Raw genomic sequence first — 8,168 nt, 5'->3', positions numbered from 1 at the left:
GTCGAACAGACGCTCGGCCCGGTCGACGTGCTGATCAACAACGCAGGCATCACCCGCGACGGCACCTTCCACAAGATGTCGGCGACCCAGTGGGGCGACGTCATCAACACCAACCTCAATTCGGTGTTCAACGTCACCCGCCCGGTCATCGACGGCATGCGCGAACGCAAGTGGGGCCGCATCATCCAGATCAGCTCGATCAACGGCCTGAAGGGCCAGTACGGGCAGGYCAACTACGCCGCCGCCAAGGCCGGCATGCACGGCTTCACCATTTCACTGGCGCGCGAGAACGCCAAGCTCGGCATCACCGTCAACACGGTGTCGCCCGGGTACGTGGCCACCGACATGGTGATGGCGGTACCGGAGGACGTACGGGCCAAGATCGCCGCGGACATCCCCACCGGCCGCCTCGGCAAGCCCGAGGAAATCGCATATGCGGTGGCGTTCCTGGTGGACGAACAGGCCAGCTGGATCACCGGCTCGAACCTAGACATCAACGGCGGCCACCACATGGGGTGGTAAGGCCCGGCAGGTCCTTGCCCACGCATTCCCCCGACGCCCCGAAAGGGGCGTCGTCCGTTTCCATGCTGCGCAGCAATCCGGCTGGCTGAACAGGGCGGGCCTGCCGTGTGGCCTGTTGCAAGGGCTGTTGCGCTGCGTCATGCTGGCCGCCATACGCGTTTAGAGCGAAGACTCAATGGCTGCGATCCGCATCATCAAGAAGTACCCCAACCGTCGCCTGTACGACACCGAGATCTCCAGCTACATCACCATCGAGGACGTGCGCCAGCTGATCGTCGATGGCGAAGACTTCGAAGTCCGCGACGCCAAGAGCGGCGACGACCTGACCCGGACGGTCCTGCTGCAGATCATCAGCGAACAGGAACAGGACGGCGAACCGATCCTGTCCACCCAGTTGCTCAGCCAGATCATCCGTTTCTACGGCGATTCGCTGCAGGGCTTCATGGGCAATTACCTGGAGCGCAGCATGCAGCTGTTCATGGAGCAGCAGCAGCAGTTCCGCAGCCAGATGGGCAACCTGCTCGGCCAGACGCCGTGGACCATGATGAACCAGCTCACCGAGCGCAACATGGAACTGTGGCAGGAGTTCCAGCGCAACCTGACCGGTGGCATGGGCCGTCCGACCACGGTCAAGCCGAAGGATCCGCCACGCGAGACGCCGAAGCCGCGCTCGCGCTGACGTCCCACGTGGCGAAACCCGGCCCGCGCCCCGTTGCGCGGGCCTTTTTTTGAGTCGCGATAGGAATTCCGCATGACGCAACGCATTGCCGTGGTGACCGGTGGCTTGGGAGGCTGGGGCTGGCGATCTGCCAGGCGCTGGCGCGCGAGGGCCGCAAGGTGATCGCCGCCGACCTGCCCGCATCGCCCGAGCGGCTCGAGCACTTCGGCCGCCATACCGCCGCGCTGGGCATCGAGACCGCCGTCGTCGACGTGGCCGATTTCGATGCCTGCGCCACCTTCGTCCATGACGTGGAAGCCCGCCACGGCACGCTCGACATCCTGGTCAACAATGCCGGCATCACCCGCGACGCGACGCTGCGCAAGATGGACAAGTCGCAGTGGGACGCGGTGATCGGCGTGAACCTGGACAGCGTGTTCAATCTCTGCCGCCACGTGGTGGACGGCATGCAGGCGCGCGGCTTCGGCCGCATCGTCAACATCAGTTCGGTCAGTGGCCAGACCGGCAACTTCGGCCAGGTGAACTACGCCGCGGCCAAGGCCGGCCTGCACGGCTTCTCGATGTCGCTCGCGCGCGAAGTCGCGCGCAAGGGCGTCACCGTCAACAGCGTCTCGCCCGGCTATGTGGAAACGCCGATGACCCGCGCCATGCCCGATGACGTGCGCGAGCGCACCGTCGCCTCGGTGCCGGTCGGCCGCATCGGTCAACCGGACGACATCGCACGCGCGGTGGCCTTCCTCACGGCGGACGATGCCGGCTACATCACCGGCGCCAACCTGCCGGTCAACGGCGGCCTGTTCATGAGCTTCTGACCGGATTGCCGTTCGAACACCGACACCTCCAGGACCCTTTTCGAGAACTTTCCATGAAACTCACTCCTCCCACCTTCGGTGTCTGGCTGATCGCGCTGCTGCTCGGCGGCGGCGGCATCGCGGCCAAGTTCGGCTACGTGCCGGTGCTGGCCCCGCATGCCTTCTGGCTGGTGGTCGCCGGCTTCGGCCTGCTGGTCGCGGCGACGGTCTTCAGCAAGCTCTGACGGCTGGCGTTATGCTCCCGGCAGTCGCCACTGGGAGCGCCGCATGGAAGTGATCGGGTCGTTGCTGATTGCGCTGTGGTCGAAGCCCCGCTTCGCGATTCCCGTGTGGCTCGGCGTCGGCCTCGGAGTTGGGCTGTTCGACCTGACCGGCAGGCAACCCTCCTCCGCCGCGATCGCCGTGGGCTGCGTGGTGCTGGGCCTCGTCGTCGGCTTCGTGCTGGAGTACCTGCGTGACGCGCCGCGCGCCTGACGCCTATTCCATTTCCAGCCGTTCGAACCCGAGCTCCAGAGTCTCGTACAGCGTGTCCGCTACCTGGGCCTGCATCGGCGAGTACTGGTAGGCCACTGGCTTGGCCCGCAGAAAACGCCAGGACAACACCGTCGTGGTGTGCTGCTCATCGAGCAGGTGGCTGCGGACATCGCGCTGGGCCGCGCCTCCGTTGCGCGCCTCGTCCCACCAGCGATACCACGACAGCGAACCGGTTGCCCCGCGGCGGAGTACCAGGTTGCCGTAATGGCTCAGGGTGAGCAGCTTCTCCGCCTCCTTCACGCGGTCATTGCCGGTGCGGTACTCGTTGACCTGCAGGCGGGCGTCGGGAAACACGATCTCGGCCACGCCCGAGTCCGGACCGTCGGTGTTGCCATCGCCGAGATCGACGAGAAAGTTCATGCCGGGATAGGGACGATCGCGCAGGACGGCCATGGGCAGGTTCCATGAGAGGGAGGAAGGCCGGCTGCCACGCGGCGACCGACCTCTTCCCAACGCAAGGCGATCGTGAAGAAGGTCAACGATGCGACACCCGTCTGCGGCTCACCGCCTGCCAGTGAACAACGCAGGCCTTCCGGATGCCATCGATGGCATCCGGAAGGTCGCGCGCGGGGCTCGAAGCACCCCGCGTGGGGCTAGGAAAGCCATCGATGGCGCCCCGAGCACGATCCCATGGCATTCGGAAAGCGATCGATGGCATTTCGTATGAGACGGATGACATTCCGAAACCCAGCGATGGCGTCCGGAAAGCGATCGATGGGTTTCCGTGTGAGACGCACGGAGCCCGGCGCGTGATCGATGGGCTTCCGAGTGCCATGCCCTTGGCTTTCGCAGCCCCATCGTCGACCTTTCACGTGAGACGAGTGGAGCTCACAGGGTCATCGTCGGCATTCCGAGTGCCATCGAAGGTGCGCTGAGGGCCATCTGCCCCGAGGAATGTGAGAGCAGGATCCCGCCTCGACGAGTCCACCGACCTAGCCTGTCGGCGCCTGCCCGATCCAAAGGCGATTGCCATCCGGATCGTCGATCCGGAACTCACGCATGCCATAGAACGTCTCGTCGAGGTCGGGCACCTCCAGGCCGCAGGCGCGCGCCTGCCGGTGGAAGGCATCGACGTCGTCCGGATACAGGTACAGCACCGCACCACGCGGCGCGTCGGGATTCACGTTGATGGACTGGTCCAGCATCACCCGGCAGTCACCCCACCGCAGCTTCGCCCAGCCCCAGTCGTCGCGCCGGTCCTCGACAAGAAAGCCGAGCGCCTCGTAGAAGGCGATCGCCCGCGGCAGGTGGCGGACGGGCTGCATGGGAATGATGTGGGACATGGCGGCTTCCGGTGCGCTGTGCTCGTCCTACTCTGCCGACCACACCACATCGACACCCTCGGACTCGCCCACCGCAGTGCGCAGCAGGGCGACGAACTCCGCGCTGGCCCCCAGGCCTTCCAGCGCATCGATGGCGGTGTGCTCGACGTAGTAATCCTGGTCCCGGGAAGATTCCTCTTCCATGTAGTCCACCAGCATCTGGAAATCCGCGTCMGAGATGCTGCCCAGCGTGCGGCCACTGTCCTTTTCCGACAAACGAATGCTCATGCGGTGGTCCTTTCCTCGAACGTGGGAGTGATGGTCAGCGTGGGGCGCCGTCGGCGCCCTCGCGCAGGAAGGCGGCCAGGCCGCCGAGTTGCAGGCCCTGCACCTTGTCGACGACGGGCGCGAACTTGCCGATGTCGTCCGGCGTGTAACCGCCGGCGCGGTACCACAGGGTGATGCGGGTGCCGCCCTTTTCTTCGACGAAGCGCCATTCCAGTGCGCCATGCAGCCCCATGCCCTGCAGCGGGCCCAGGCCTCCGGTCATGCGCATCAGCTTGCCCGGATCGGTGAACACAACCGTCATGTGCCATGCCTGCTGCGCGCCGTTGAGTTCGCAGAAGCAGCCACCGACCTTGTCGCTGATGGAGAGCTTCGAAGCATCACCCCACCACGTATGGTCGGCCGGCCACCAGCGGCCTACGTCATCGGTCAGCGCTGCGTACGCCACCTGCGGCGACACCGGCACCCATTCCGCGTTCTCGATCGTGAAGCCATCGGGCTGCGCGTCCTTGATCGCTGCCTGCGCCGGCGCGATGGCGGCGAGCAGGACAATGCCCGCCAGCGCCTTCACTGTGCCGCTCCCTGCGGGCAGAACTTCTGGCGGTACTCCTTCGCCTTCGGCATCAACGCGGTGAGGTTCTGGATGCGCGTGCCGGGATTCGGATGCGTGGACGAGAACTCCGGCGGTGCCTGCCCGCCACTGGCTTCGCTCATGCGCTGCCACAGGGGAACGGCTTCCTCCGGATTGAAACAGGCCGCGGCAGCCAGCATCAGGCCCACTTCGTCGGCCTGCGTTTCATGCTCACGCGCGTACGGCAGCAGATAGCCATACCCCATCGCGGCCATCACCATCTGCTGCTGTTGCGGGTCCATGCCGCTCATCGCGCCCGCCATCTGGCCGATCTGCGTGAGCTTCTGCTGCGACATGCGCTGGGCGCCGTGGCGCAGCAGCGCGTGGGCGATCTCGTGACCCATCACCACGGCCACCGCATCGGCGTTCTGCGCGACGGGGATGAGTCCGGTATACACGGCCATCTTGCCGCCGGGCAGGCAGAAGGCATTGGCCTGCTCGGACTGGATGACGTTGACATCCCAGTCGAAGGACTTCCAGTTGCCGCTGGGCTGGGTTCCTTTCTCCGCCGCGATGGCGGCCTCGACCTCGGGCACCTTCGCGATCAACCGCTGGGCGATGGTGCGCACCTGCTGGGCGATCTGCGAGTTGGGATCGACCGGCTGCTCCTGCTGCAGGATTTCCTCGTAGGCCTGCAGGCCGAGCGCCTTCTCCTCCTCCACCCCGATCGAATTGTCGATCAGCACCTTCTCCCCGGTATAAGGATCTACCACGCGATTGTTCAGGTAATAACAGCCGCCATAGATCAGGAAGCCAAGCAGGATCAGCCAGCGCAGGTTGCCCAGTCCGCCGCCGCGACGCCCGCCACCCTGCCCGTACTGCGAGCGCCCGTTAGGATCTTGCCTCATCACCCTCTCCCTGGCGGCTAGATGCCGCGAACGACGCGGAAGCCCACCCGCGCATTAGTCATATCCGAATCCGAGGACGAACGCCACGCGGCACGCGCCTGCGCCGGCGAACTGGCCCAGGAGCCACCGCGCACCACCCGCGACCGGCAGCCGGGATTGAACCACGCCGCGCCGTCGGCCGGCGCACGCCGGTAGCTGGCATGCCAGCAATCGCCCACCCATTCGCTGGTATTGCCGTCCAAGTCCTTCAGGCCGAAGGCATTGGCGCGGAAGCGCCCCACCGGCGCGGGCCCCCAATAACCGTCGCCATAGCCGACGAAGGCGTTGTTCCAGTTGCGTCCGCTGGGCGAGCGGTCGTTGCCCCCGGTGAGGTTGGCGACACCGCGCGGTGGCTGGCCGTTGCCCCACGGATAGCGGCCCTGCTGGCCGGCGCGCAGCGCGTATTCGTACTCGGCTTCGCTGGGCAGGCGATAGCCGTGCCCGGTCTGGCCCGCGAGCCATTCGGCGTAAGCCTCGGCGTCGTACACGCTCACGTGCAGCACCGGCATGTCGTCGCTGGCGGGCTGGCCCGCATAGTCGGACTGCCAGTCGACGCCACTGCGGCGCACGAAGTTGCCGCTGCGCTCGTCGTACACCACCGAGTGTCCGCGGCGGGTCGCGCGCGGGCGGTACTGGGTGGCCTCGACGAACCGGCGGAATTCGCCCACCGTCACCGGGTGCCGCGCCATGGCGAATCCCCGGTCGAATCGCACGTAATGGGCCGGCTTCTCGGCATCGGCCGCGCCGGCCTCGTCTTCGGCCGCGCCMATGCTGAAGCCGCCGTGCGGCACCACCACCATTTCGGGACCACGCCCGCCATGGTGCAGCGCGTCGGTGAAGGCCTGGCCGGGACGGAACAGGCCGTAGTGGGTCGCCAGGTCGATGCGCTGGCGGAAATCCGCAGCCACCCGGTCACCGGGTTCGGCGATGCGCAGCACCTCGGCCAACTTCACGCGCGCGTCCTTCAGCCCCAGCGGCGTCGCCAGATCGCGGATGCCGGCATCCCTCAGCGCGATGATCCGCGCCAGGCGGATGCCCTCCACGCGCAGGCGCGCATCGGCGACCGTCGGGGCGTCGTCGCGGACGGCGGCAGCATGTCCCAACCACATGCGCGCGGAGGCGAAGTCACTGGCCTGTGCCGCCACCTCCGCCCGCCGGATCATCGCGCTTTCCACCGCGGCGATGCCCTGCCGCGCACGCGCCTGGCCCGGCTTCCACTTCAGGACTTCGTGGAAGCCGGCCAGTGCGCCGCCGCCCGCCTCGCCCAGGCTGCCCTCACGCAGCGCACGCTCGCTGGCCATGTTCAGGCGCGTGAGCTGGTCGGCTTCGTCCACCCGCGCCAGATACGCGCCCACCGCCGGATCGGCCGGCGCCACGGTGCGTGCCACGGCCGCGATCTGGCGGGCGCGACGCAGCGACTCGGTCCGGTCCTCGGCATGGCGCACGGCCTGCGCGCCCTGATCCAGCAGGCGATCCAGGCTGCGGTCCAGTCCCGCCTTCGCCCTCGCATCGTTCGCATCGATGTCGCGCAACGCAAGGTAGAGGGGAATGGCGTCATCGGGACCGTCGAACAGGCGCCCCTCGGACAGTGCATCCGCAGCGCGCTTGTGCGCATCGGCGACGTCCTGGGGCGCCAGCGCCACCGGGGGCGGTCGCCAATTGAGTTCCTCGACCCCGCTGTCATCGCCGGTGACCGTGACACTGGGCATGCGCAAGGCATCGCGGGCCGCACCTGCGTCCTGCGCCTGCGGCGCATCGCGCGAGCAGCCCGCCAGCCATGGCAGCGACAGCAACAAGGCGGCGAGGATCGCGCGCAAACACCCTCCGTGATGGGAGCCTGCGCCCCCGTGAGACAATGCGGGCAGACACTACCTGCACAGCCCGGACCTTAGGTTATTGTCCCCTGACTGAGCAATCGAAGCATCACGCGGAGAACACGTGCCCCACTGGATCGACACCCCCGCCGCATTGGATGCGCACCTGCAGCGCCGGCCCACGCGGATCGGGCTGGATACCGAATTCGTGCGCGAGCGCACCTACTGGCCGCAGCTCGCCCTCGTGCAGATCGCCCTCGACGACGACGTGCTGCTGGTCGATCCGCTCGCGCCGGGCATGACCGCCGCGCTGCGCCCCTGGCTGCTCGATCCCGCGATCACCAAGGTCATGCACAGCGCCAGCGAGGATCTGGTGGCCTTCAAGGTGGCGTGCGATGCATTGCCGGCGCCCCTGTTCGATACCCAGATCGCCGCGGCGATCGCGGGCATCGCCGCGGGCCTGGGGTACCAGAAGCTGGTGGAACGCGTCACCGGCGTTGTGCTGGCCAAGGGCGAGACGCGCTCCGACTGGCTGCGTCGTCCGCTGAGCGAATCGCAGCTGCACTATGCCGCCGACGACGTGCGTTATCTGTTCGCCGTGCACGATGCCCTGCAGGCGCAGCTGGTCGCCAGCGGCCGTCTTGCCTGGCTGGAAGAGGACTGCGCGCGCTTCGTCGAGAATGCCGCCAGCGAAGACATCGAACGCTGGCCGCACCTGTCGATGCGCAGCGCACAGTTCCTG

The 8,168-nt window shown here is 67.2% G+C and carries 11 protein-coding genes and 1 pseudogene; 6 read left to right on the top strand and 6 right to left on the bottom strand.

Going from position 1 to position 8,168, the window contains the following annotated elements; all coding sequences use genetic code 11:
- The 5 genes and pseudogenes from phbB (AC04L7_RS08000) to AC04L7_RS07980 all read left to right on the top strand — a co-directional run.
- Positions 1-522, top strand: a 522-nt coding sequence (gene phbB, locus AC04L7_RS08000) for an acetoacetyl-CoA reductase (RefSeq protein WP_475512791.1), incomplete at its 5' end; no start/stop codon positions are given.
- A gap of 175 nt (positions 523-697) precedes the next feature.
- The gene (gene phaR, locus AC04L7_RS07995; protein WP_296280215.1) at positions 698-1,201 is read left to right on the top strand and encodes a polyhydroxyalkanoate synthesis repressor PhaR; all 504 of its coding nucleotides are present in this window, start codon (positions 698-700) and stop codon (positions 1,199-1,201) included.
- A gap of 72 nt (positions 1,202-1,273) precedes the next feature.
- A pseudogene (gene phbB / locus AC04L7_RS07990) lies at positions 1,274-2,013 on the top strand (acetoacetyl-CoA reductase).
- Between the two features lie 53 nt (positions 2,014-2,066).
- Positions 2,067-2,237 carry a hypothetical protein gene (locus AC04L7_RS07985; RefSeq protein ID WP_155944648.1) on the top strand — a complete coding sequence of 57 codons (171 nt, stop codon included), beginning with the start codon at positions 2,067-2,069 and terminating at the stop codon, positions 2,235-2,237.
- Between the two features lie 43 nt (positions 2,238-2,280).
- Entirely contained in the window at positions 2,281-2,487 is a 207-nt protein-coding gene (locus AC04L7_RS07980) for a hypothetical protein (protein WP_435997964.1), read from the top strand.
- A gap of 3 nt (positions 2,488-2,490) precedes the next feature.
- Here AC04L7_RS07980 and AC04L7_RS07975 read toward each other — a convergent pair whose 3' ends face one another.
- The 6 genes from AC04L7_RS07975 to AC04L7_RS07950 form a co-directional block, all read right to left on the bottom strand.
- Positions 2,491-2,940, bottom strand: a complete 450-nt coding sequence (locus tag AC04L7_RS07975) for a phage tail protein (protein ID WP_435997962.1) — start codon at positions 2,938-2,940, stop codon at positions 2,491-2,493.
- 539 nt (positions 2,941-3,479) lie between these two features.
- Complete coding sequence (locus tag AC04L7_RS07970) at positions 3,480-3,830, bottom strand: VOC family protein (protein WP_435997960.1); 351 nt, start codon at positions 3,828-3,830, stop codon at positions 3,480-3,482.
- Positions 3,831-3,857: 27 nt separating this feature from the next.
- The gene (locus tag AC04L7_RS07965; RefSeq protein WP_296280209.1) at positions 3,858-4,097 is read right to left on the bottom strand and encodes a hypothetical protein; all 240 of its coding nucleotides are present in this window, start codon (positions 4,095-4,097) and stop codon (positions 3,858-3,860) included.
- 34 nt (positions 4,098-4,131) lie between these two features.
- Entirely contained in the window at positions 4,132-4,665 is a 534-nt protein-coding gene (locus tag AC04L7_RS07960; RefSeq protein WP_435997958.1) for an SRPBCC family protein, read from the bottom strand.
- On the bottom strand, positions 4,662-5,573 hold the full coding sequence (locus AC04L7_RS07955) for a M48 family metallopeptidase (protein WP_435997956.1): 912 nt from the start codon (positions 5,571-5,573) through the stop codon (positions 4,662-4,664). Before AC04L7_RS07955 ends, AC04L7_RS07960 begins: the two co-directional genes overlap by 4 nt.
- A gap of 17 nt (positions 5,574-5,590) precedes the next feature.
- Positions 5,591-7,429: a formylglycine-generating enzyme family protein gene (locus tag AC04L7_RS07950; RefSeq protein WP_475512790.1), complete on the bottom strand. Its 1,839-nt coding sequence runs from the start codon at positions 7,427-7,429 to the stop codon at positions 5,591-5,593.
- 121 nt (positions 7,430-7,550) lie between these two features.
- Here AC04L7_RS07950 and AC04L7_RS07945 point away from each other — a divergent pair.
- Positions 7,551-8,168 (top strand): ribonuclease D (locus tag AC04L7_RS07945; protein WP_475512789.1); only part of this gene is annotated, 618 nt, incomplete at its 3' end.

The organism is Pseudoxanthomonas sp. LjRoot204_2, from assembly GCF_056175765.1.
The sequence above is the reverse complement of the archived record's forward strand: the minus strand, read 5'-3'. Positions and strand labels throughout refer to the sequence as shown.